The organism is Paenibacillus sp. FSL R5-0470, assembly GCF_037975205.1.
In the GTDB taxonomy this organism is placed as follows: domain Bacteria; phylum Bacillota; class Bacilli; order Paenibacillales; family Paenibacillaceae; genus Paenibacillus_AQ.
The window spans coordinates 3,299,736-3,326,203 of sequence record NZ_CP150238.1; the positions used below are offsets into that span (position 1 = coordinate 3,299,736).

The 26,468-nt window shown below is 42.5% G+C and carries 11 protein-coding genes; 1 reads left to right on the plus strand and 10 read right to left on the minus strand.

The window, feature by feature from the left end:
* Window positions 1-11 precede the first annotated feature (11 nt).
* Window positions 12-12,995, plus strand: coding sequence for a discoidin domain-containing protein (locus MKY99_RS14520; protein ID WP_339271281.1), 12,984 nt, complete (start codon window positions 12-14; stop codon window positions 12,993-12,995).
* A gap of 74 nt (window positions 12,996-13,069) precedes the next feature.
* Here MKY99_RS14520 and MKY99_RS14525 read toward each other — a convergent pair whose 3' ends face one another.
* From MKY99_RS14525 to MKY99_RS14570, 10 genes are all read right to left on the minus strand, one after another.
* Window positions 13,070-14,323, minus strand: coding sequence for a HAMP domain-containing sensor histidine kinase (locus MKY99_RS14525; RefSeq protein WP_339271282.1), 1,254 nt, complete (start codon window positions 14,321-14,323; stop codon window positions 13,070-13,072).
* Window positions 14,324-14,572: 249 nt separating this feature from the next.
* The gene (locus MKY99_RS14530; protein ID WP_339271283.1) at window positions 14,573-15,712 is read right to left on the minus strand and encodes a Ger(x)C family spore germination protein; all 1,140 of its coding nucleotides are present in this window, start codon (window positions 15,710-15,712) and stop codon (window positions 14,573-14,575) included.
* A complete protein-coding gene (locus MKY99_RS14535; RefSeq protein WP_339271286.1) occupies window positions 15,709-17,160 on the minus strand; it encodes a spore germination protein in 1,452 nt (483 codons plus the stop codon). Before MKY99_RS14535 ends, MKY99_RS14530 begins: the two co-directional genes overlap by 4 nt.
* The gene (locus MKY99_RS14540; protein WP_339271288.1) at window positions 17,157-18,251 is read right to left on the minus strand and encodes an endospore germination permease; all 1,095 of its coding nucleotides are present in this window, start codon (window positions 18,249-18,251) and stop codon (window positions 17,157-17,159) included. The genes MKY99_RS14535 and MKY99_RS14540 overlap by 4 nt, the downstream gene beginning before the upstream one ends.
* 125 nt (window positions 18,252-18,376) lie before the next feature.
* Window positions 18,377-20,128: an ABC transporter substrate-binding protein gene (locus MKY99_RS14545; RefSeq protein WP_339271290.1), complete on the minus strand. Its 1,752-nt coding sequence runs from the start codon at window positions 20,126-20,128 to the stop codon at window positions 18,377-18,379.
* A gap of 76 nt (window positions 20,129-20,204) precedes the next feature.
* On the minus strand, window positions 20,205-21,107 hold the full coding sequence (locus MKY99_RS14550) for a carbohydrate ABC transporter permease (RefSeq protein WP_339271292.1): 903 nt from the start codon (window positions 21,105-21,107) through the stop codon (window positions 20,205-20,207).
* 9 nt (window positions 21,108-21,116) lie between these two features.
* Window positions 21,117-22,073 carry an ABC transporter permease subunit gene (locus MKY99_RS14555; RefSeq protein ID WP_339271294.1) on the minus strand — a complete coding sequence of 319 codons (957 nt, stop codon included), beginning with the start codon at window positions 22,071-22,073 and terminating at the stop codon, window positions 21,117-21,119.
* A gap of 131 nt (window positions 22,074-22,204) precedes the next feature.
* The gene (locus MKY99_RS14560; RefSeq protein ID WP_339271296.1) at window positions 22,205-23,758 is read right to left on the minus strand and encodes a response regulator transcription factor; all 1,554 of its coding nucleotides are present in this window, start codon (window positions 23,756-23,758) and stop codon (window positions 22,205-22,207) included.
* Window positions 23,751-25,538 (minus strand): sensor histidine kinase, encoded by a 1,788-nt coding sequence (locus tag MKY99_RS14565; RefSeq protein ID WP_076301134.1) that lies wholly within the window; start codon window positions 25,536-25,538, stop codon window positions 23,751-23,753. The genes MKY99_RS14560 and MKY99_RS14565 overlap by 8 nt, the downstream gene beginning before the upstream one ends.
* A gap of 284 nt (window positions 25,539-25,822) precedes the next feature.
* Complete coding sequence (locus tag MKY99_RS14570) at window positions 25,823-26,374, minus strand: TetR/AcrR family transcriptional regulator (RefSeq protein WP_339271297.1); 552 nt, start codon at window positions 26,372-26,374, stop codon at window positions 25,823-25,825.
* Window positions 26,375-26,468 lie beyond the last annotated feature (94 nt).

A 26,468-nucleotide genomic window follows, 5' to 3' on the forward strand; every position in this document is an offset into this window, starting at 1 on the left:
AGGAGGAGTGAATGATCTTGATTAAAATCAAACCTTTAGCTAAACGTTTGACTGTGAGCGCTTTATCATTGAGCTTAATTATTCAGAATCCTATATCAGTTCCCATAGCTAAAGCAGAACCTGTAAGCGCAATCAATAGAATGTCTGATGCTCCGGAGAATAAATTGTCCCTATGGTACCGACAACCGGCGATAAATTGGGAAACTGATGCGCTTCCAATTGGCAATGGCCTTATGGGAGGGATGATCTTCGGTGGCATCGAGCAAGAACGCATTCAGTTAAATGAAAAAACGTTGTGGTCTGGTGGTCCAGGTTCTTCTTTTGTATATACTTGGCCTTCCACGGATGAACCAACAACTTCTAACCCGTATACATTCGGTAATCGCGAGGGTGGTGAAGATCATTTAGAGAGTGTCCGAGCTAAACTCCGCGAGGGGGATATCGATGGTGCTCACAAAGAAGCGGATGAGAATCTTACAGGTTTGAATGAAGGTTTAGGAAGTTATCTAACCTTTGGTGACTTGTACCTGGACTTTGAGAAGTCTTCAACAACCAATGTAGAGAATTATCGCCGGGAGCTTGATCTTGAAGACGCGATATCTCGAGTTAAATACACGCTGGATGGAGTAGAGTATACACGAGAATACTTTGTCAGTTATCCAGATAAAGTAATGGTTACTCGCCTGACAGCCAATCAGCCGGGTAAGCTGTCCTTGGATGTACGCCCGACAAGTGCTCAGGGAGGGACCGTCACGGCGAATGGCAACAACATTAATATTAGGGGTAATGTACTAGACAACAATATGCTATATGAAGGTAACTTCCGCGTCCTAAATCAAGGTGGAAATATAACACCAGGTAACGGAATGATCCATGCAGTGAATGTAGATTCGCTAACTATTCTTACGTCATTAGGCACCAACTATGCCAACAGCTATCCAACTTATAGAGGAACTGATCCGCATAATGAGGAAGTGGCGATATTAGATGCCGCAGAGAGTAAATCTTACGAAACACTACTTGAGAATCACAAGAAAGATTATAAGTCTTTGTTTGATCGTGTGAAACTAGATTTGGGGGAGTCTAAACCTACGATTCCGACAGACGAGCTCTTAGCCACCTATGCGGGAACGAAAAGTAAAGCGCTCGAGGTTTTATTTTATCAATATGGGCGATATTTGTTAATTTCATCTTCTCGTCCGGGTTCACTACCGGCCAACTTACAGGGCGTATGGAATGATTCAAATAGAGCGCCTTGGAGCAGCGATCATCATTTTAATATCAATATTCAAATGAACTATTGGCCAGCGATGGTAACGAATCTCTCGGAGACAATGACACCACTGATCGATTACATAGATTCGCTTCGTACTCCAGGGCGAGTTTCTTCTGAGAAGTATTATGGCATTTCTGGAGCGTGGTCGGTTGGAGTAGCGAATAATCCATTCGGATATACTGCGCCTGGATGGGATTTTGATTGGGGCTGGTCGCCGGCATCCAATGCTTTTATAGCAAATAATATTTGGGAGAGTTATAAATTTTCTGGAGATATTGATCTACTGAAGTCACGAGTTTATCCAATTTTGAAGGAAACGGCACAATTTTGGACTAAGTTTTTAGTAGAAGACTCAGATGGAACATTGGTATCCACACCTTGTTTTTCTCCAGAACAAGGTACGATCAGCACAGGATGTGCTTACGATCAGCAGCTTGTACAAGACTTATTTACTAATTATTTGGAGGCTAGTACAACCTTAGCTGTTGATTCTGATTTTCGTGCGGAAGTCCAAAGTAAATTAAAACAAGTATCTCCAATTAAGATTGGAAAGTATGGTCAAATTCAAGAATGGAAAGAAGACATCGACGATCCTAATAACAAGCATCGTCACTTGTCTCAATTAGTTGCCTTGTATCCTGGCAAGCAAATTAACAAAAATACACCCGAGCTCATGGAAGCAGCTAAAGTGTCGTTACAGCATCGTGGAGACGAAGGTACAGGGTGGAGCAAAGCTAACAAAATTAACATGTGGGCTCGTGCGCAAGATGGTACACATGCACATACCATTCTGGAAGGTCAGCTTACCGGAAGTACATTAAATAACTTGTTCGATACGCATCCACCTTTCCAAATCGATGGCAACTTTGGTGCTACGTCCGGTATGTCTGAAATGCTGCTGCAAAGCCATTTGGATAATATTGATGTTTTGCCGGCGCTTCCTGCATCATGGCCAGAAGGAAGCTATTCAGGCTTAGTTGCCCGCGGGGGATTTGAGGTTAGTGTGAAATGGTACCATTCAAGAGCTACAAATATCAGCGTCAAATCAAACAAAGGTAATCGTGCAGTGATTGCCTATCCAAACATAGCGGGTGCAAGTGTCATAAATCAGGTTGGGGAGAAGGTAAATTATACTGTAGACAATAACAATCAAATTTCCTTCGACACACAAGTTGGAGACGTTTACTCGATTGTTTCAATTCCTCTTCAAGACGGACAAATGTATAAGATGACAATGAAGAACAGCGGTCATTTACTGGACATTGAAGGGGCATCGGAGCAAGAGCAAGCAGCAGTTATTCAAATGGCAGATTCGTTATCTAGCAGTCAGCAGTGGTATTTAGAAAGTGTAAGTGATGGCTACTACAAAATTACTAATAACACGAGTAAAAAAGCGATTGCCGTATTAGATTCATCAAAGGATGATGGTGCGAAGCTTGTACAGCAAACCTATACATCAGACAAATCATATAATGATGAATGGCTACTCGTAGATAAAGGGAACGGTTATTATCAGTTGGTTAATCGCAATAGCGATAAAGCACTTACGGCATCAGGCAACACAGAGAATGGGGCACAGCTGATCCAAACTTCAATAACAGATTCAGATGAGCAATTATTGAAAATAGATCCTGTAAGAGATTTATATGATCAGCAGAAGTTCAATCTAACGGTTCAACACAGCAATCTTCGTATGGACGTAAATGAAGATTCAAAAGCAGACGGGGCCGCAATCATACAATGGACTGCAGGTTCAGGCTGGAATCAGCAATGGATGTTTATGAAGACAGATCCAGGCTATTACAAAATAATTTCAATGAGCAGTTCAAAAGCATTGGCTGTAGAGAATGCTTCAACAGCAGATGGTGCGGGAATTATTCAAGCCACTTTCATCGGTGATACGAACTACAAAGATGAATGGTCTGTCGTAGATGTAGGTGATGGTTACTTTCAATTGAAAAACCGGGCTAGTGGCAAAGTCATTGAAATGCCTGATAACCGTTTATCAAACGGTGAACAATTCGTGCAAAATAAAGCCGGAACAGGAAATAATCAGAAGTTTGTATTTTCGTTAGATAGAACCGTGAACGACAATGCAACTGGATCAGGAAGTGATCAGTTTGTATACAGTTCAGGTTGGGACTATACTACTTCCGAAGGTGGGGCATTCAGTCGTGACAACCACTACTCTAACAAGGCGGGTTCATACGCACTTTTGCGTTTTACTGGCTCAAAGGTGCAATTGTATGGAGCTAAGAACGATAATCAGGGGATGGTTGCGTTTTCCATCGACGATGGTCCTGAACAACTGGTTGATACTTACGCCTCTTCGCGTTTAGATCAACAACTGCTTTTTGAAAGCTCGGAGATGTTGAATCAGGAACATGTGCTCAAAATCCGGGTGACAGATCAGAAGATTGCCAATGCAAATAACACATTTATTTCAGTCGACCGTGCGGATATTCAGTCTCGTGTAGTTAAGGGCGTGAATAAATCCGAAGATTATTATCAACAAACGAAAGAAACAATTAATGGGGTTAACTATAGTGTGATAACTTTGAATTATAAAGGGGAAGACGCAGGGGATGCGGTTAGAGCAGCAATTGAGGCTGTTAAGAAGGCGCAAAAGCCTGTTATTCTAGACTTTCCGACGGATACTTATCACTTTAAAGCATCAACCGCGAATAAAGTGCAATATTTCATTTCAAATACATCAACTATCCAACAGACGCCAAGCAGCACTCGAAAGGTAGGTCTTCTATTCAAAGATATCGATGATCTTACCATTCGTGGGAATAGCTCAACCTTGTTGTTCCATGGTGTGATGACGCCTATTGCATTTGACCATGCGACAAATATCAAGGTGAATGGAATTAACATTGATTTTAACCGTCCAGTAGTTTCGGAGATGACCGTTACTGAAGTAGGCGATAACTACATGAAAGCAAGCATACATCAGGACTCATGGTACTCTATTCAGAATAATCAATTAGTATGGTTCGGAGAAGAGAACTGGACAGAGAATGGAACTCAAAATGTACGAGTTGTGCAAGAGTATAATCCCGTCACTAAACAAACTTGGAGAGTGGCTAATCCTCTCGACAGCTCAACAAGCGCGAAGGATCTCGGTAAACGTGAGGTGCAATTCAATTTCTCTAAAAGCCCGAATGTGACGGTAGGAAACACTTTTCAGCTACGGGATACAGCTAGAAGAGAACAAGGCGCATTGATTTATCGAAGCAAAGATATTGCGTGGTCTGATGTCAATTTCTACGCTGTTCCGGGGCTGGGAATTGTCAGTCAATATAGTGAAAATGTAGCGATCGATAAGATGAGCTTTGCACCTAAGGCAGGAAGTGGACGAACAAACGCTTCGATGGCTGACTTCCTGCAAGTTTCGGGAAGCAAAGGCGATATTCAGGTGTCGAACTCCTATTTTGCTGGAGCGCAAGATGATGCCATTAATATTCATGGTACACATCTGCAGATTGTACAGATTCCGGCATCCAATCAGGTGAAGGTCCAATTTATGCATCCTGAGAGCTGGGGCTTTGATGCATTTGCCGTAGGGGATACGATGGAGTACATCAATAAATCTACTTTGCTTTCTAAGGAAAGTGCTGTGGTCACCAACGTAACACGTATTAATGATACTCAAATTCTCCTTACGCTAGATAAGACGGTACCTTCATTGATAACTGAGAATGACTATGTGGTGGAAAATGCTACATGGACACCGAAGGTTAGCATTACGAATTCTACGTTTGAAACGATTCCGACTAGAGGCATTCTCGTGACAACGCGTGGTCCTGTCCGAATCGAGAATAACACCTTTAATGGTATGCAGATGAGTGCGATTCTGATCGCTGATGATGCGAGTAGCTGGTACGAATCTGGCATGGTGAAGGATGTCTTGATCCGCAACAATACGTTTAATAATAACGGGAATGCGGTGATTAGCGTTGAGCCGAGCACCTCTCTGACGAATCCCGATAAGACTGTACACAGTCATATCGTGATTGACGGTAACCAGTTTAATAAACCGGACGGCAACTCTGAGATTTATGCAAAGAGTGTAGACGGCTTTACGTTTACGAACAATACCGCGAATCAGGGTGGTTTTGACCTTGCTTTGGATGCATCCAAGGATGTTACCATAGCGGGAAACAGCTTTAAAGAAAGCGATGTTGATAAAAAAATCAACTTCAATCGCATGATTCCTGGCACGGACTCCGTGGATGGAGCTCAAGGATTTGTTGTTACGCGAACGAATGATTATACACCTGACGGTTCAGAAGCAACTGAGATTCCGCAAAGTGAAATGACAGCGAAAGCTACCAGTCATCACAGCGGAGAAGAAGCGGGGAATGCCATTGACGGAGATCCCTCAACCATCTGGCATACAGAATGGGAACCTATTGCGGAGTTGCCACAATCGATAACTTTAGATCTTGGGAAACCAAGAATGGTATCTAAACTAAAGTATTTGCCAAGACAAAATGGGGCACAAAACGGAAATATTACATCTTATGAGCTATCAACAAGCTTGGATGGAATATCATTTACACGGTTTACAAGCGGAAGCTGGAGTGATGACAGCAATGAGAAAATTGCAACATTCGATCCGATTACAAGCAGATACCTGAAGCTTACTGCTACTGCAGGTCATGGAGGCTATGCATCTGTGGCAGAGCTCCATGTTAGCAAAGATGCTAGTGACGTAGGGTATCAGGAATTAGTTAAGCTTATAGCGAATGCACAAAGCAAGCATGATGGCGCCGTTGAAGGAAGCAGCATAGGGCAATATCCGACTGGTTCGAAACAAACGCTACAGGCGGCCATTAAAACAGCACAACAAGTCATTAATAGCACTTCAATCACATCACAGCAGTTACAAAAGGCTTACGATACCTTGAATACTGCGCTACAAACCTTTGAATCGCTCAAAATTAATGATTCGAATGCCAAATCTATCACCATCACAAGCACAACTAACCGGATTAACGTTAAAGGCGGAAGTCTTTCTTTAGGGGCAGTCGTACTCCCGGTTGATCAGCCAGTGACTTGGAGTGTCTTTGAAGTGGATGGCACTGCAACAAATAAAGCGGTAATCAATCCAGCTGGTGTGTTGACGGCTGCGAAGGATGGAAATGTAAAAGTCGTTGCAACGGCGACGAATGATTCTTCTCTCTTCGGTGAAAAAGTTATTATCATCACTGGTCAAAATGATGAGAACCCGTCAACTGATCCAACGAACCGAGAGGAATTAAATTTCAACACGGGTTGGTTATTCAAACGTGAAGATGTAAGCGGAGCCCAAGTGGCAGGTTTTGACGATAGCACCTGGGAGGGAGTCAATCTGCCTCATAGCGTGCGTCTGGAGCCAAAGATTAGCGGCGGCTCTAATCAAAGTTACCAAGGCTTTGCAACGTATCGAAGACATTTCACACTCGACAATTCTTACAGCGGCAAGAAGCTATTTATAGAATTCGAAGGTGCGATGATCAACGCTGAAGTGTGGATAAATGGCACTTATCTAGGTGTCCATCACGGAGGCTACACCCCGTTTACATTCGACATCACGAAATATGTTCAATTAGAGGGGGCAACGAACGTCATTACAGTCAAGCTTGATAACAGAGATGACCCACAAACGCCACCTGGCAAGCCGCAAAGCGGTTTGGACTTTCAATATTTCGGCGGACTTTATCGAGATGTTAAACTGCATGTCATGGACAATTTACACGTTTCCGATGCTATATACGCAGATAAGGTGGCGGACGGTGGCATCTTTGTTACTTACCCAGAGGTGAGCAAAGAGGAAGCGACGGTGCAGGTGAAGACGAATATCATCAATGAATACACGAGCGCTAAGAACACCAGTGTAAAAACCACGATTGTAGACAGCAATAATCAAGTGGTTGCTACAATGGTGAGTGATCCACAGAAAATAGGAGCGGGAAGCGATCATACATTTGTCCAATCGACGACGATATCCAAACCACAGCTTTGGCATCCTGACCATCCTAATCTGTATACGGTGTATACCGCAGTGAATGATGGAGCTGCTTATGTTGATAGCTATAAGACCCGTATCGGGATTCGTCACATTCAATTTACACCTGATCAAGGTTTTCTTATCAATGGTGAAAAATTAATGTTAAATGGCGCAAATCGCCACCAAGAGTATTTGTATGTCGGTAATGCAATGCCTAACTCTGGACAGTACAGAGACGCTATGCAACTTCGAGAAGGCGGTTTCAATAATGTGCGTACGGGTCATTATCCACAGGATCCTGCGTTCCTGGATGCGGCAGACGAGCTTGGATTGACTGTCATCGCCCCAACGCCAGGCTGGCAGTTCTTCGGAGATTCTGTCTTCCAAGAGCGTTCTTATCAAGCCATACGGGATATGGTACGCCGTGATCGAAACCATCCGAGTATTATTATGTGGGAATCCAGCTTGAATGAAACGTTCTACTCGCTGGAGTATGCACAAAATGCACATAATGCTACCCATGAAGAATATCCAGGAGATCAGACATACACATCTGCAGAATACGGATTCTTCGGAAAAGAAGTTTATGATGTGAACTACAAAGAATTAGATACAGCATTCAAACCACTCTTTACAAGGGAATGGGGAGATGATTGGTCGGAAAGCGCAACAAGTCCTACGGGATATCGATCAGTCCGCAAAGTGGGCGAAACCGACATGCTCAACTCCATCATCATGCGTCAAAAGGCGCTAAATGGTGAAGGCTACTTCGACTGGGCGGGCCTCAATGCCAATCCACGTATAGCCGGACATTCAGTTTGGAGCTTTAGCGACAACAACCGGGGTATGGATTCTGACCCGGCATATTCAGGCCTAGTGGATCTGGATCGTTATCCGAAATTTAATTATTATTTCTTCCAAAGTCAGCGTAATCCTGATGTGAAGCTAAGTGGTATCGACTCTGGACCGATGGTTTATATCGCTAATTATTGGACACCATCTTCATCTAGGAATGTTACAGTAACTAGCAATACGCAGCAAATTAAACTTTATTTGAATAATAAACTGATTGATACCCGTAGTCCTGACAGCGGATTAAAGTATGTCGCCCATCCGACATTTACTTTCAACAATGTTCCTTGGTCAGCAGGAACGTTGCGGGCTGATGGATTGATTGACGGTGAGGTCGTCGCTTCTCATACCGTGAATACGCCGGGACAGGCGGATCATTTGGCGGTTGAGTACGATAAGAAGGGGAAGGAACTTGTTGCAGACGGCTCCGATCTGGTAATGGCTTATATTACGGTGCGGGACGCTAACAACAATATAGTTCCGACAAATGATGTTTCAGTTTCTTTAAACTTGAGTGGCCCAGGAGGGCTCATCGGAAATGGTGAGACACGAACCTTTGCCAATCCGGTTGCCGTGGAAGGTGGCGTTGCCGCTGCACTTGTGAAATCTTCTCTTGTGGATGGCACTTTGAAATTAACGGCCTCAGCGAGCGGATTGCTGTCGGGAAGTGCTGAAATTACCAGTGTTCCAAATCAAAGTATGTTTGTTCCCGGTGGAAGTGATGGAGGAGACAACTGGTTTGAAGGTGAGAATGTTGCCTTAAACAAAACCGTTAGAACAAGCAGCGAGCAAAGCGAAAATCCAGGAACGAACGGAAATGATGGAGATGACACTACTGGATGGACAGCTACAAACAGCAATTCAGATCAATGGTGGGAAGTAGATTTAGGAGAAGCCTATAACATTACGGGATCTGAAATCGTTTGGGCGAATAGTAGCTCCTATAATCAGTACAAAATTGATGTATCCGAAGATCAGGGGAACTGGACGACCATTTTGGATAAAACCAAAAATACGATAGCAACAGCACAGCAGAGGGATAAGCTTGTTGCTAATGCTCGGTATGTACGCGTAACGTTAACGGGTGTGCAAACCGGTCAGGCTAGTTTCAACGAGTTAAAAGTGTTTGGCGTAGCTCCGTTTCAAAATCAGGCGACTCAGCGCCCAGAGTTGGTAAATGTCGCATTGAATAAATCCGTCAGCGCAAGCAGTTCGGTAACTGGAAATGAGCCTATCCATGCAAACGACGGAATCAATGCCACATGGTGGGAGGCTAGTAGCAATGCCCCTGGATGGTGGCAAGTGGACCTAGGTGCCTCCTACAATTTAACAGGCAGCAAAATCCTTTGGGGAAGGGATAACATCTATTACACCTATAGAATAGAGGTTTCCTCCAACGGTAAAGAATGGTTACAAATGGCGGGCCGCTCGGCCTCAGGTCAAGATATGAGACCGGACAACTATACGGCAACTGGGGTTAGATATGTACGGGTATCCGTAGAATCACTAGCAGGGGGCAGTGGAAAAGAGAAACCAGCGATCAAGGAAATTCAAGTCTTTAGTGATCCTCAGAACGTTGCGCTTAATAAGCCCGCTACCGCAGACAGCTATCAAAGCAACAACCCAGAAGCGGCTGGTAACGATGGGAATGAAACGACTCGTTGGAGCGCGGCCGACGGAGATGTCGGACATTGGTACAAGGTAGATTTAGGGGGGATTTACGATTTATCGGGTACTCGAGTGAAGTGGGAAATGGATAATAAAAAGTATGGATATCAAATCGAGGTTTCAGAAGACGATGTAAACTGGGCATCCGTAGTAGAAAAGTCAAGCTCACAGCAAGTGCAGTTCGACTATTTCAACACTCACGCAAGGTATGTACGAATTCATGTGACGGATATGTCCGATGGTTGGGCAAGTTTTTGGGAATTTGACGTGTACGGCGCAGTTCCGATTGATACGTCGTTGATCCCGCAATCGCAAATGACAGCTACGGCAACGAGTGAAGAGACAAGTGGTGATAATAATAATGCTTCGCAAGCCATCGATGGGAACCCGGCGACAATCTGGCATACGAAGTGGGATTTGTCTAATCCGCTTCCACAGTCGATCACCCTTAATCTTGGGAATACACACGTCATTTCGAAATTAAAGTATTTGCCAAGGCAAAATGGGGCACAAAACGGAAATATTACTTCTTATGAGTTATTAACAAGCTTGGATGGAGTCAACTTCACACCGGTTACTAGCGGGCGCTGGGATGATGACAGCACTGAGAAAAACGCAGAATTCACTCCGGTCGCTAGTAGATACCTAAGACTTACTGCTATTGAAGGTCATGGTGGATTGGCTTCCGCGGCAGAGCTTAACATCGTGAAGAATGAAATGGATATAGACTATCAAGACCTTGAAGTGCTTATCATGAGTGCACAAAGCATGCACGACAATGCTATTGAAGGGACTGAAGATGGCCAGTATCCAGAAGGTTCAAAACAAACATTGCAAAAAGCCATTGATCAAGCGAAGAAAGTACGCGACAGCTTATCAGTAACGCAGCAGCAATTGCAGCAAGCGGCGAATGACTTAACTGCTGCGTTGCAAGCGATGGAGGAGAGTATCAACAATCATGAGATGGTGCAATCGATCACGATTACAAGTGAATCATCAGTGATTACGACTAAGAACGGAACGCTCCAATTAGGCGCTACCGTACTTCCTACCCATGCTAATAAGTCGGTAACATGGGCTGTGTATGAAGAAGATGGCACAACAGCAACGGACAAAGCGAACATTGATCTCTCCGGTTTGCTGACGGCTGTGAAAGATGGAACCGTGAAGGTGGTCGCCACAGCAACGGATGGCTCTGGTGTTCATGATGAAATGGATATTACTATAAGTGGTCAAACGGACATTATCGATCCAGGTACTGATCCTGTGAATGTTGAAACGATTAACATCACAAGCTCAGGAAATGTGTCCGCGATTACTGCTAAGAATGGAACTTTGAAACTAGGTACTACCGTGCTACCTGCTAATGCTACGAATAAGTCAGTAACATGGGCTGTATACGAAGTGGATGGTATAACAGAAACGGATATCGCAACCATTGATGTATCCGGTTTGCTCACAGCTGTGAAAGACGGGACTGTGAAGGTGGTAGCTACAGCAGTTGATGGTTCTGGTGTCCAAGGAGACATGGTTATAACCATAAGTGGTCAAACGGACATTATCGATCCGGGTACTGAAACAGTGTATGTTGGAACGATTGACATCACTAGTGTGGGTAATGTGTCTACGATTACTGCTAAGAACGGAAGCCTGCAATTAGGCGCTATCGTGCTGCCTGATAATGCTACGAATAAGTCGGTAACATGGGCTGTATTCGAAGCTGATAGCCGAACAGCTACAGATAAAGTGACCATTGATGTTCATGGTTTGCTGACAGCTGCTAAGGATGGCATCGTAAAAGTGGTTGTAACTGCAAATGATGGCTCCGGAGTAATTGGAGAAAAATCCATAACCATTACAGGACAAAGCAATCAATCTGGTAATGAAAACGGAAATGGCAACGGTAACGATAATAGTAATATTAACAACAGCAGTGGAAACACAACTACGCCACAAGTCAAAGAAGATCCGAATCGCTATGAACTGAAAGAAACGGAACTACGGATCTCAACGCAAGACGGCCACACGTCGGTGACGGCGGTCATTGATAGCAAGCGATTGGCACAGAAATTAGCTGATCTCATGGCAGCTAAGGATCGTTCGGTTCTTCATTTTGAAATTCCAGGAGAGCATGACTTGAACGCTGTAGAGTTCCCTCTTCCAATTCTGTACAACAGTATGAAAGGAAGTAGCGAAACTATTTTCACCTTACGAAGTCATTTGGGTTCTTATGACCTTCCGCTTTCCATTCTGAATCGTGAGGATGTGGAGAAGGCTGCTAAAGATGAGCGTGCTACCTTAGTCATTCGAATCGATAATTTGACTTCACAGCAGGATCAAAAGTTCGAACACTCTAAATTAGAAAAAGGCTTGAAGCGGATAAGTGACATCATCGCATTTAAAGTCATTCTTAAATCGAATGATAAAGAAGAAGAGATCCAACATCTGGGAAATTCTTTTGTGACGCGCGTTATGTATATGAATGGTGTCATTCAAGATCCTTCGACTGCAACCGCAGTTATGATCGATCCGCTTACAGGACAATTGCGATTCGTGCCATCGGTGTTCACTATGAAGAACGGCAAGACTGAAGTCTCAATATTCGGTCAACTAAATGGCATATACGCTATCGTTCAGAACAAGAAAACATTCGATGACATGATGGGACATTGGGCGCAAAAGGATGTTGAGACGTTGGCATCTAAACTGATCATTAACGGAATGTCGGATCGGACGTTTGCACCAGCAGGCCAAGTTACACGTGCTCAATTTGCGGCATTGTTGGTAAGAGGAATAGGGTTAACTACGGAGTCATTATCGAATGTATTTGCAGATGTTAGTGCCACGGCGTGGTATGCGGAGGACGTGAATACAGCAGCGAAACTCGGTTTGGTTCAAGGCGTTGGCGAAGGGAAGTTTAGTCCGGATACACAGATTACAAGAGAGCAAATGGTCGTGATGATCATGAAAGCCGTTCAGCTCATTCAAAGAGATTATAGAGCAGAAGCTCAAATCCGGACTCCATTTGCCGATCAGGACCAAATCTCTGATTATGCTAGCGAAGCGGTAACAGAAGCGGCAGAGAAAGGATTAATCAAAGGGAAAACAGGAACAACATTTGCACCGCAAGACGTAGCAACACGTGCTGAGGCAGCGTTGATGATTAAACAGATTTTGCAATATTTGAAGTTTATGAATTAAGTAATATTAAATAGGCTCGGTTCAAACGATAAGTTTGAGCCGAGTTTTTTTGTTGCGTTGGAGCATCTATGTACTCAGTCAGTTAATGGAATCGAGAGAATAAATTCAGTTCCTTCTCCTGATTTACTTCGTACATTTACATCACCGTTCATCGAACGGATCAGTTGATAAGAAAGCGTAAGACCCAATCCGGTACCTTTGCTTTTAGTTGAAAAATAAATGCTTCCCAGTCGATCCATCTGCTCGCTGCTCATACCAACCCCATTATCCATTATTATTATTTTTGCGAATTGGGATTGACGCTCGATACGAATGCTCACAATACCTGATGAATGAACAGTGCAAGCTTCTATCGCGTTTTTGATGAAATTTATGAATAGTTGTTTGATTTCAGTAGGATTTGCAGATACATATAGTTTATCCTCCAAGGGGTGCATCTCCAAAGTAACGTTATTCATATTGGCGTACGGCGTTATGATATCTACAATTGAGCAGATTTGCTGCACAAGTTCAATTTTCTCTACTATTGAATGATTGGGTTTGGCTATCGATAAATATTCAGAAAGAATAACTTCTGTCCGCTTAATCTCTTCAAGGCAAATTTCAATATATTTCTGACTCTTTTCTCTTGTGATCGAATCATCCTTCAATAATTTTAAGAATCCCATAACCGCTGTAAGTGGATTACGGACTTCATGGGCTAGAGAGGCCGCGACATGAGCAATCGTTTCCGATTTTTCACTTTGAAGATACCTGAGATATAATTCCTTATCAGAAACTGCTTTATTAAAAAGGGAAATCAATATCCAAATTCCGAGGAAATTTTGTACTGGCATAACGAGGATATTGAACTTTAAATGCTGTATCGTGTATTGGTATTCCGTTGCAAACATAGTACCTATTGGAATAATGGAAAAGCATATCCCTGCAATGAGTGTAATAAGCTTTCGGTACTCGGAACGGCGACGGTATAGATTGGATAACAATGCGGATAAGGAGAAAGTGATGGAGAGAATAATTATCGCTGAAAATAGTCCCTGTCCACCTATAAGGAGGCGGTATACTAGAAACTCAACGATAAGAAAAACTCCAGTAGTTATGCCTCCATACACCATTCCGAAAAACATGATCACGTAACGAATGTCGAATATGATTCCATCTTGTATACTAGCAGGAAAGGTCATCGACATAAAAAGACATATCATGCAGGTGATCGTGATAAATTGTTTTGAATAGTTAACGGCTTTGTCACGATAGTAAATGGTATAAAGGACAAAAGGGGTTAGGGCAAACAATAATTGCAGTAAAATATCCTTTACATCCAGCATATTAGCCCTCCCGATAGTTTAGAAAGAATTTGATATACTGTTTATTCGTTGTGACTATGAATTCCTCCTTCTGAGGGAGCGGTGTAAAGGCACTAAAAATAACTATTGAGAAGAAAGTTACATATACAGGAAGAATTATACTGTGCGTGCGAAACCTGTCGTTTAATCATTTCAAATAAAAAGGCTGAAGAACAACTTTTAATAATTAAAAGTTGTTCTTCAGCCTTTATTTGATCATTTCATCTGAGTTTACTCAATCTTAGATATCCCACCACTGATCAGATTCACCTTGATATCAATCTTTTCGATGCTGCTTGAATCGAGCGGTAAGATTCCTTTATCATTCAGTTTGTTCCACTCTTTTGGAAGATTACGATAGAATATGCCTGAGAGTCCATATACATCGGCATTTATTTCTAAACCTTTCAAGTAAGTTTCCCTAATCTGATCATCAATTACTTTTATCGCTTTCAGTTCAATATCTTTTCGATTAAGGATTGCGCTCAATTCCGGAAGAGTGCCCTGCATAGACACTTTAATATCGAAGATAGGTTTGCCATGCTTCATCTTGGGTTGAATAGAGAATTTAACTTTGTTCATGACGATCACAGCAAGTACTTCTTTGTCATCTTTGATTATCAGAGGCGTTCGTTGCGTCTTTTTTTCCAGCCATCGAACCCCTAATATCTCTTTAGACTTCAGGCAACCACGAAATTGCTCATTTTGCAGAAAGCAGATCCCCGACATGCTAATGTTAGGGGAAGGTTCCTTATTACTGGTCCAGTCTGGCGCAACTTCAAGAAAAGGTAATCGAACCGTTTCGGCTTTCTCTCTCCATTTCCATATAAACTTGTACAGATACAATGGAGCGATAACCGAGCTCTGTTCATAGGTTCGCATGGGACTGTTAAGCTGCGAGTAGATCACTGACAGATCGGCGATCGACGGGGTATTCAGCACTTCTTCCATGGGTTCGTTGGTTGCCATGGTCCAAACGGTATATCGAAATTCATAATATCGATCCCAAACGTCCAATACTTGATTGATGACGCTACCCTTCTTTAGCGCTGCTTCACTAAATACGATTGTTTTCACATTACTCCAGATAATTCTTTGTGGACTAGTGGCATATAAATTAAATATTGCCGCATCAAACGAATCTCCTTCTGCTTTCCCTATGAAAGTTTTTTGTTCCTGGCTCTGCCCGGCCTCTTTTTTCGCAATGCCACTAAAGTTAACCATTTGAATATAAACAACGACTTTGTTATCTACATAATCGACGCCTAATGTATTCACATAGATCATATGCTCAATTTCTTTTGATCCCCAACAACCTGTAAGCAGCATGGAGAGCAGAGCAGTAACAAGCATGCACCGGATCAATTTCATGATCGATCTCGTCCTTTATTTCCCGTATTGTCCGTGAACTTTCCCTTTCCCCACGGCATTCTGAAAATAACTTTATAAAAATCCTTCCATTGAGGCGGGGATAGAGGAGAAAGATAGTAGGTGCCGAAAGAACGTAAATTGACCATAAAGAGGATCAGTGCAAGCAGACATGTCATCGTACCAAACAACCCCAGAAACCCGCTAATGATGAGAATAGCAATTCGAAGCAAGCTAACAACGCTAACTAATGACTGGTTGACCAATGTAAAGGTTGCCAATACTGAAATGGCTATAACTACAATCGTACCTGGACCTGCAATGCCGGCGCTTATGGCTGCCTGACCGATAATTAAACCACCAACTACCGATAAGGTCTGGCCATAAGCAGTAGGTAATCTCATCCCTGCTTCCCGAAAAATCTCAAACAAAATGAGCATCACAATCGCCTCCAAGGGAGCCGGAAGAGGCACGCCTTGTCTCGAATTTACTAACGTTGCAAGCAGCGTAAAGGGGATTTGATCTTGATGAAACGTAGTAAGCGCGATCCAAAAGCCCGGCAAAAACAAGGAAAGCATAACCCCTAGGACTCTTAATAACCTAGTAAAAGCAACAAAGATATTTACCATATGTGCATCTTCCGAAGTATTCAACAAGAAGCTAAAGCTCACTGGCGCTATAATCACAGTAGGCGAACCATTTGTCAAAAGCACAAATTTGCCATGAAGCAGTGAATTCGCAGCATAGTCAGGTCTGCCCGTATATGCGAATAATGGAAAAAATGAAAACCCAGTCAGACTTTCTTCAAGCTGGGTGCTACTCACCAATCCCTGGATTTGAATGCCGGTTAGTTTTGACTTGATCTCATCTAGTACATGAGGTTTAATCGTCTCCTTGAGATATAAAAGATGAACTTCAGTCGCGGTTTGTATTCCAATACTGAATTGTTCAACAGCCAATAATTCTGTCTTAAGTCTTTTTCGAATAAGGGCAATATTGGTAAATGATTCTTCCGTAAAACCATCCTTAGGCCCTCTTGTGGACACTTCTGTATTGGGTTCTTCAGGTTGCCGTTTAGGTGGATCAGCCAATTTCACAACATAGTATTGATTCGATGGCGTAAAAAGAAGGAAAAGATCACCATTAAGCACAGTATCAATCATTGAAGCATTAATCTCTTTTGATGGAAGGGGGGTCATGTGAAACGGAACCTTTTGCATAAGATCGAGTTCATTCGATGTGAGAATAGATTCCGGGATCTTTTTTAATTCCGGGATGATATATTCTTCCACTTTGATTTCATCGCACAACCCCTTGCAATACACCATTTGAACGGCATTGTCCGAGTCAGATAAAGAGATAGTTAGTCTCTTAATGTCTGAACTTGAACCAAATACTCGTGTGAACACATCCTCGAACGTATTGGATTCCTTTTGCTCAGGCTCTTTCATGATGTTGCTTTCCCCTTTCGTTGAGCCAAGCTAATCAGCCCTGCAATAATTACAGAAAAAGCGAGTACCCCCCATAAAGAAAAGGGAAGTACATAGTGAGCTAACATACTCAGAAAAAATTGGTCACTAAATGGAATGGCTGTGAACACTACAATAGCAAAAGATATGCTTCCAAGAACCAACATTTTCACTTTTTTGCTTTGAATTTGGAGTATATCGAGAATTAGAAACATTGTTAGAGAAATTCTCAGAAAAGCACCACTGAACCATTGATAAACGCTAAAAAAATCAAGATGCTCAATGTATCTTCCAATCGTCAGCAATCTCCATTCTTCATACGCGGGAAATCTGAGTTTATCAGCCTCATCCGGACCAAATTCAACAATTGCACCAATTATCGGACCCATGGTTAGACCTAAGATAAGCAGGATCATGATCATAAACGATAGATATGACAATCGCGATTTGATGTGATGTTGCATAAAGAAAAGCACGATGACCTCAACAAAACCTGCTCCTACGTACACGCTCCCTTTCCAAACGGGCTGCATACCGTGCTCAAGCATCGGTCTTAATAAGGAATAATCTTTATGAGTTGTATTAGAGAACATTATAAAAAAACCCAATATAATAACAAAAGGCAGCAAAATAGCAGCGGTATTCGCGAGGGAGTGAATACCTAAATAAGCATTTATCACAGAAATCAAAAGTAATACGAACGTAAGGACCAGTATAGGTGTCTCTGGTGAGAAGGTCAGATGCACCCAGTATACAGTGTCTCTAGTTGTAATCATGCATAAGACAAACAAATATACACTAGCGACTACCGCAAGAATACGGCTCACGATAGGAGGGTAAGCTTTAGCCAGCCAAGCGAAAAGATGCTGTTTTTTGATTTTAGTAGTACAAATGTGCAGGATAAAGATCCAAACTAGCGCACATGCCCCAGCAAGCAGCACTGAGATCCAGGCGTCACGTTTTGCCGCGTCCAATAGGATGGGGATGATAATGACATGATTTAGAAGGCCTGTACTCAGCATAATAATCATGATGGATTGAATAAACGTAATATTTGTTTTGATTTTCCTCATCCTCCTAAATAAACCGGACCCACCGTCTACCTTATAATGCCATTCTTGGAGGTGATTTATTCTGGAGAATTGAGCAGTGCAAAACGTAAAGAGCCGAGCGGATATCCGCTCGGCTCAAAGTGTTATTATTTAGCGCTCCATAAGGCAACACGATCCTGCACATATTTGGTGTAGCCTTTTTCCATTTTTTCTACTCCGGCTTTCTCCAAAGCTGCCATGTAGTCAGCCCAGATTTTATCGAAATCTGCTGGTTTGGCAAGAATGGCTTCCGGAATACGTTTCCATGTAATATCTCTCATTTTGTTACCTAAAATGGTGACCTCATCTTCACCTGGAATCGCGATATTCCACGCTGCACCATAGGCCTTTTCAGTGAATTCTTCTTCTTTCGGGAATAGATCCTTCCAAGTGGTGGCCTTGTAGGCAGCTAAAGTTTCTTTCTCAACATCGCTATACCCAAGTACAAGTTGTTCCGGGAAGTTTTTAGTGTAATAATTTCCACTTGCATCTTTAGCGCCGTCTCCGTAATGAACCATCATATTCCAGTAGAAGCCAATTCCTGTTTCCTTGGTGAAGGCTGTGTTGTCATTGTTGATGCGATCTTGTACATCTGTCGGAACGATCCGTTTGCCGTTCTCTACCACGTAATGCTTACCTTCAATTCCCCAGTTATTCAAGATTTGTCCTTCGTCAGAAGCGAGAAAATCCAGGAACTTAATTGTACGAATCGGATCCGGATTTGTGCTGGAGATCGAGATGCCATAACCACCCATGAAGCCGGTAGGCCAGAAGCTAGTTTCCTTGTATTCTTTCGTTAATGTTACCGGATAATGACCATAAGTTTGATCGAACTTTCCTGCCGTTTTCAACGCTTGTTGAGCATCATTATAATCCCAATCTTGATCAATCAAGCCAAGCACACGTCCTGTGGCTACTTTAGCTTTGTACTGGTCATACTTTTGCACGAAGCTCTCTTTGTCTAGCAATCCGATATCATTCATATGATTCAGCCAGCGGAAATACTCTTTCTCCTCCGGACGGCGAAAGTGGTAGATCGCCTCATGTGTCTGTTGATCTACGTAATATTCCCCGTCATCCGAACCGCCTGTCGTTGCAACAGCAGGGTTAGTGACGGAAATGTACATATGCCAATCATCCGCGTTCAGGGAGACTCCGATGTTCTTGTTGCCGTTCTCATCAGTTGGATGTTTCTCAAGATAGGCTTTAATTACATTCTCATAATCGGTGACTGTTCTGATTTCAGGGTATCCGGCTTCCTTCAAGACGCGATGTTGAAGCTCAAATCCACCGCCAGCCACGAATTTCTTCTCATCAACCGCTGCCCAGGTAGGAATGGCATAAATCGATTGGTCTTCATTCGTGTACTTTGCCCGGGCAAGGTTGTCACCAAGCACATGTTTAATATTTGGTGCATACTTGTCGATTAACTCCGTTAAATCGATGACTGCTCCAGCATCTACAAGTTTACCGATATCAGCTTTGGCAGAGATGATATCCGGATAATCACCACCAGCAGCGATTAAGGCGATTTTTTGTTGTGGATCACCTACCGCAAATTCCGCATCGAGTGTGACGCCTGTTTTCTCTGTAATCACTTTACTGATGTCGTCTTTCATATTGTTCCAGTTCGGATTTGGATCTTCAGCGAAGAAGGAGAGTGTAAGCGGGCTTAAATTTTCGGCTTGTGCAGTTGCTTCCGCGGTAGGTTCAGTAGTGGCACTAACTTCATTCGATTGTTTAGTTACTACGTTGTTATCAGCCGTTTTGTTGCTTGATCCGCTACAACCTGCCAGCACACTAATTATTAAAGTCAAGACCATCAACATCACATGCGATTTTACTGTATTTCTTGTCATGAATAGAAACCCTCCCTTTTTCTGGTCAAAAAATGTATTGTGTATACAGGCTGAGCCTGTTTATACCATTAGCGTACTAACTCTTTACTGAACCCAAAGTCATACCTTTAACAAAGTAGCGCTGCAAAAACGGATAGACGATTAGAATAGGCACAGTGACTACGATCGTGATTGCCATTTTGACTGATTCCGGAGAAATTTGTGCCATAACCTCTGTCATATTGCGACCTCGGAAATTGTCCGCATTAGTTGTCGTACTCTGTATGACCTTCATTAGCTCGAACTGAAGAGTAGTCAACGCATCCTTGGAACCATTGTAAAGATAAGTATCAAGCCATGAATTCCATTGGCCAACGGCGAGGAAGAGAGCGATGGTTGCCAGCGCAGGTTTGGTCAGCGGAAGAATAACCCGCCAATAAATCGTGAAGTCATTAGCACCGTCCAACTTAGCGGATTCCTGCAGTGCATAGGGCAAGCCATCGATAAAGGAACGGATGACAAATACATTAAATGCGCTGACTAGACCGGGGAGGACATACACGCTAAAGGTTCCTATCATATGAAGATCTTTAATCAGGATGTAGCCAGGGATGAGACCACCTGAGACATACATCGTAAGCGCGAGAAATGTAGAGACGAACTTTCGGGCTTGGAAGTCTACCCGACTCAGAGTGAAAGCTAACATGGAGGCACTAACCAACCCAAGAATCGTGCCAATCACCGTACGTAATATAGAGATTTTGAGTCCGGTCATCAGCCCGGAATAGGCGAAGATCGTCTCATAGTTCTTAATAGTGAAGACGCGTGGATATATCGTAATTCCACCCTTAATGCTGTCTGTGGAGTCGTTAAAGGAAATTGCCAACACATTCAGAAAAGGATATAGCGTAACTATGGTCACTACAGTGATCGCAATATAGACTACCAGATCGAATATGCGGTCCGACCATGACACGGCGGCCAGTTTTTTACTTAGCATAAGGGCCTCCTATATGATGCTTTCTTTTGTTATTTTTTTGAATATCCCGTTGGCGACAAACAGCAGAATCACACTTACCACAGAATTGAAGATATTAATGGCTGTACCGAAGGAGAAGCGGCCCATGCCGAGCCCGTAGTTCAATGAGTAGAGATCCAGCGTCTGTGAGTAGTCGCGCACCAGGTTATTGCCTAGCAGGAACTGCTTCTCGAACCCAATGCTAATTAAATGCCCGATGGAAATAATGAGGAGAATAATGATGGTTGTCTGAATACCTGGAAGTGTAATGTTTCGTACTTGCTGCAGGCGACTTGCACCGTCTACTCTTGCTGCTTCATAAAGCTCTGGACCTATACCTGAGATAGCTGCAAGGTAAATGATTGTGTTCCACCCGGTTTCCTTCCAAACATCAGAAGCTGTGACGATCCCCCAGAATAAATGACCTTTAGCCATGAATTGTATAGGTTCACTAATTAGATGAAGACTTAGCAGCAGGTCGTTTACCGCACCGTTATCGGTAGAGAGCATCTTGGTAATAATTCCGGCAGCAACCACCCAAGATACGAAGTGGGGGAGATAGGAGACTGTCTGTACAAACCGTTTCAGAAACTGAAGCCGTAGCTCGTTCAGAAGGATAGCAAAAATGATGGGAATAATGAATCCAGCCAACAAGCCCATGATGCTCATAGCGAGTGTATTGCGAAGTGCATTAAAGAATTGATCATCCTGAAAAAGCTCTCTGAAGTACTGTAAGCCGACCCATTTTTGATCGAAAAAGGATTTCCCGGGTTTGTATTTCTGAAAAGCCATCGTCCAGCCCCATAAAGGCAAATAATTAAATACAAATGCCCAGAGCACAAATGGGAAGGCCATCATATAGAGGTATTTCTGCTGTATAAAAGTTGGCCAAAAGCGTGAAGCAGGCTTCTTCAGCTCCGGTTGAGCTTTTGAGGTAATCGCTTTCATTTATGTCCCTCCTTCGATATGCCATAATCATAATCTACAGAAAGTGAAAGAAACACCCGAATATTTTATATAAAAAACAGGGGTATATCTGTTATTTTCGTAAGCGTTTTCTGAAAAATGTTGAGTCTCTTTTAATTCTTTCTGCGGTAGTCGGAGGGAGAGACACCTTCATGCTTCTTAAATTTTTCACGAAAATAATCTACATCACTGATGCCCACTTCGTTTGCAACCTGATGGATTTTGTAGCCTTGAGTAAGCAGTTCCTTGGCCTTCTCCATGCGGACATTATCTAGATAGCTGTTAAAAGAATACCCCGTGCTGTTCTTAAAAAGCTTCCCTAGATAAGCGCTACTATAACTAAATACATCCGCTAGCGTGTCGAGCTTAAGATTCTTATTATAATGTCGATGGATGAGATCCAGCATCCGCTTTAGGAAGACCTCCATATCGTCGCGGGTAATGCCTTTTGCATAATACTCAAGAAGAGTGGAGGCATAGCGCTGCAATTGAGGCAGAGAGGTATGTTTATAGATTTGTTCAATTTGCTCATCCATGTTGCTGTGCATAGGACTCAGCTCCTTATATTGAAACGAGAGTTTGTTAAGTAGATAAGAGACGACACGCGCATAACGCGATTTCACGGCCATCTCGGAATATTCGGCGGTAATCATAAGTTCTCCAGCTTCTTGAATCAGGGTGAAGAGTAACGAGCAATTGCCGGTATCCATACAAAAAAACATCCGTTCTAGAACGGACTCCAGCCTGTTCTCTATTTCCTCTGAACTAACTGTCAGCCCATTCTTTATTTTCATGGAATCCGGTCCAATCATCCCCGTCTCGTCATAGAAGAAATGCTCTTTCATCCTTGCCAGCGCCGATAGGTGGGAGACAGAGATATCCTCCAGAGAGTTCACCATATCACCTGCGGTGATGATACATTCAAGTTCATGGTCAAATACTACTTGCTGTATATTCTGGACCATTAACTTATGTACAAGTTCTTTCTGAAATGAGGGCTGAAGCAGAACCCCCAAATAAGAATCTAGCAAGAATACTATGCCCCAGTCATTTTCTTCAAAGCTTTTTGCAAGTCTCGCCTTTACGACTGTTGAAGGACCATGATCCGCATTGTCCTGAAGTATCAGCCTAATCAGAACCACTTGATAGGAATCCCATAGTAGTTCTGCTTCAAGAATGATTGAATCCATTATTGACGGAGTCTGCGCACTTCGATCCATTAACAAGGATTGAACTAGCATTTCCCGGTTCCATACTTTGACTGCGGCCTGTTTCTTACGATCAGTAATACGTGCATCCAGCTCAATGGATAGATTCTCCAAGTATAGCTGTAGTTCATTTTCATCTACAGGCTTGAGCAAATAGGTATCAATGCCAAAGGATAACGCTCGCTTAGCATAGTTAAAATCCGCATAGCCACTGAGGATGATGATGTGCATTTCCGGATCAAGTGCTCTCAGTTCTTCAACAAGCTCTAGACCATCTCTACCGGGCATACGAATATCTACGATCATTAAATCAGGGGAGTAAAGTTCATATTTATGTTTAGCCTCAATGGCATTTGCGGCGGAATCGATGACTTGATATCCAAGACTCTCCCAGTCTAGCAGAGCAACTAGTCCTTCACGGATCGCCAGCTCATCATCCACTATCAACACGCTATACATAAGAATCACTCCTTAATGGAATCGCAAAGCTGATTTGCGTTCCGAATCCGATTTGACTTGCTAAGGTCAGCCCAAATTGTGGACCGTAGGTCAGCTGCAGCCGCAAATGAATATTGCGCATCCCAATATTATTAGTTTCATAGTCATCATTGTTATTCAACATCTTCCTAATTTCTTGTATCCGTGTTTTTGAAATACCCACTCCATTGTCAGATACCTGAACCTTTAGATAACTGTCTTCTAAGCGGATTTCCACCCGAACCATGCCGCCTTCAATTCGATTCTCCAATCCGTGGATGACACAATTTTCTACCAGGGGCTGAATAATTAAAGGGGGAATTTGAAAAGGATTCGCCTTTGGGTCCACAAGTAGCTCATAAGTGAGTCTGTCATCATAGCGGAATTTTTGGATGACTAGGTAACTGTTTACGGTTTCTAGCTCACTTTGCAGACTGATCATCCCATTGCCGACCTCAAGGTTTTTACGCATCATTTTTCCCAGCAGTCGAACGACTTGAGAAATATCCGCTTGTCCTCTGACAAGAGCTTTCATGCGGATTGATTCTAGGGCATTGAAGAGGAAGTGAGGATTGATCTGGCTGGCCATCATCTTGAATTTAATTTCATTTTGCTTAAGCTGAGTCGCATTTTTCTGTCGATTGGATTCTTGTACCTCACTCATTAGTTCATTAATGTTCCGAACCATATGATTGAATTGTCTGGCAAGCTGACCGATTTCATCTTTACCGTCAATAACTAGCGTGGCTCCTAAATTTCCCGCAGCGACCTTAGAAATATGTTTGCTCAAATGTAGCATCCTTCCGGTGAGTAGCCGCGAGACATAGTAAATTAACAGAATAGCCATAATCATTGCCGAAAGAATTACAATTGAAGCTAGAAAGATAATTCGGTTGGGCTCATCGACGATGCTTGCTACAGAAAAAATGGAAATGATACGCAGGCTATTCAAGCTTCCTCCAGGTTGCCAGTGATCGATCACCATTTTGAAGGGTTTACCATCAATGGTTACATCGTGGGGACCTTGCCCTGTAGCGGATAAGGTTGCTAGGTCAATATTCGACAGTGATTTATCTTGTGTATCTACACGATTTGAGGCGACAATATTGTCGTTCTCATCCATAATAAGAGTTTCAAAAGATTCTTGGTTGAGGATCGCATTGAGCTTTTTGGTATTCACATTCACGACTAGCACACCGGTGGTTCTCGCCTTAAAAAAATTGACCTTTCGGATTAGACTTAAATAATATTGTCCATTACGGTTGTCTCGAATGTAGTTCCAGCAGACCAGTCCCCTTTGGGCTAGTGCGGTTTGGTACCATTGTTCCTGCGTAACACTCTCATTCGTCTGTAGAAACTCCCAGTTGTTGAGAACCGTTGGATTATCGATATATAAGCGGATACTGGAAACTTCGTTGTATAGTCGAACAAAATCACGGAAATCAGGATAGTTCCAGTAAGCTTCAACAACATCATAGACAGACTCATAACGATGATTGGCAACCTCTTCAAGCCGACTATCATTCGATAGGCGATAAGCAATATCAAGCGGGATGTTGAGCATTTCGCCAGTCCGTTTTTTCACTCGATCCACGTTGGCTGTAATCTGCTCAAGCGCATTAGCCATTGCCATATTCCGTAGTTCATTTGTAAGGAACAGCCCTACAATTAAGACCGGGATTAGAACGACACAGCCAAATGATAGAAATAACTTCGTTCTGAGTCTTAGATTATTCATAAGAGTGATGATACGAGCATACACGACTAAGGGCCACCTCCTGCAATGGAATGTTAACGCTTACATAAAAGTATATCGTTTAACGGACTTCCATTATATGTGATCATTTAGGGATTTATTGTCTTCTGTTATGGAGTTTTGGAAAGAGGATATATTAAATTAAAATCTACAAAAAAAAGAAAACCACTGATCTATCAACTGGATCGGTGGTTTTTTTATCCAATTGAATGGTCTCGATTTTCTTTACCGAAGAATAATTCTTAAACCAGAATGCGGACCCTTATGAGGATTTGGTTTGAATGACAGACTCATTCTTTGAAATAGGGTGTAATCCCTCTTGAATATAGGTTCTCTACTAACTTGAAAAATTCTTCTGACGATAAATCCTTTTGACGCTGGAGCCAAAGACGAAATAAAGAAAGGGCAGTTGTCAGGTAAAACTCAATGAAGTATGGCGTTAAGGATTGGTTTTGCGGAACGTTTAATTCTAATTGATTCAAAGTGATTTCTTTTTTTAAGCGTTTTAAAAAACGGGCACTTCCATAATCACCCAAAAGGGCATTAAGAACCAGGAGATGTTCTTTTTTATCCAGACAATAGAGCGTGTCTTGAACCGTATCCAACGATAGCTCTTTATTTGCCAATTCTTTTTTCATTTCATTCAATAGGTCATTTTCAACAGAGTCTAACAATTCGTAAATGTCAGTAAAGTATTGATAAAAGGTGCTGCGGTTATATCCTGACTTATTCGAAATTTCCTGAATCGAAATTTTCTCAATCGGCTTTTGGCTATATAACTCACAAAAAACTTCTACAAACTTTTGTTTTGTTTTCTCCGTTATTTGGGGTTGCTTTTTCATGTTTCCCTCCTATTAGTGAATAAGAATATCATCCGACAAATCATGAAAAACTGATGGTTGATCAAGGAATAATGAAGATTTATAATCACATCAT